The sequence below is a fragment of the Mesorhizobium sp. P5_C1 genome (genome assembly GCF_054049815.1).
This window is the reverse complement of the sequence record NZ_JBFULQ010001362.1, coordinates 1-598: the sequence shown is the minus strand read 5'-3', so window position 1 is coordinate 598 and position 598 is coordinate 1. Positions and strand designations below refer to the sequence as shown.

The 598-nt window shown below is 54.9% G+C and carries 1 protein-coding gene and 1 pseudogene; both read left to right on the top strand.

The window, feature by feature from the left end:
- Positions 1 to 395, top strand: a 395-nt coding sequence (locus tag ACXJ7R_RS35830) for an extracellular solute-binding protein (RefSeq protein WP_457155901.1), incomplete at its 5' end; no start/stop codon positions are given.
- 23 nt (positions 396 to 418) lie between these two features.
- Positions 419 to 598, top strand: a pseudogene (locus ACXJ7R_RS35825) (ABC transporter permease); the annotation flags it as partial.

Sequence of the window (598 nt, the reverse complement as noted above, 5' to 3'; positions counted from 1 at the left end):
TGCTGGCATCGGGCGAGGTTGTCATGACGGTTACCTTTGACAACGGCATTCGTTTTTTCAACAAGACACAGAAAACAAATCTGGGCGCGGTGCTGAAGGATGCCATCACTCATGTGGACTATTGGGCGATCATCGCGGAGAGCCCGCAGATCGACAATGCCTACAAGTTCCTCGAATATGCTTCGCAGCCCGAACCGCAGGCTGCGGTCACCAATATGCTCGCCATTTCGGTTCCCAACCGCAACGCATTGCCGCTGACCTCAGACGACATCCGTCCGTTCGTGTCGACCGATCCTGAAAACCTGAAAAGCACCTTCAAATCGGATGCTGATTTCTGGATCAACAACTATGACGCCCTCGCCAAGAGGTTCGATACCTGGGTGGCAGGTCAGTGACATTGTACGGTTCGGGAAATCAAGTGCTTGTCGRGGTCGATGCCACGGTCTCCGACGATACAAAGCACCTGATCCGGGATCTCAAAAGATCGCAGCGCGCGGGCAAGATCCGCGCGTTTGCCCTCATTGCTCCGCTCCTTGTTTTTCTGGTTCTGGTCTTTATCGGGCCGGTCGCAAACCTGCTGACCCGCAGTGTCGTGGAC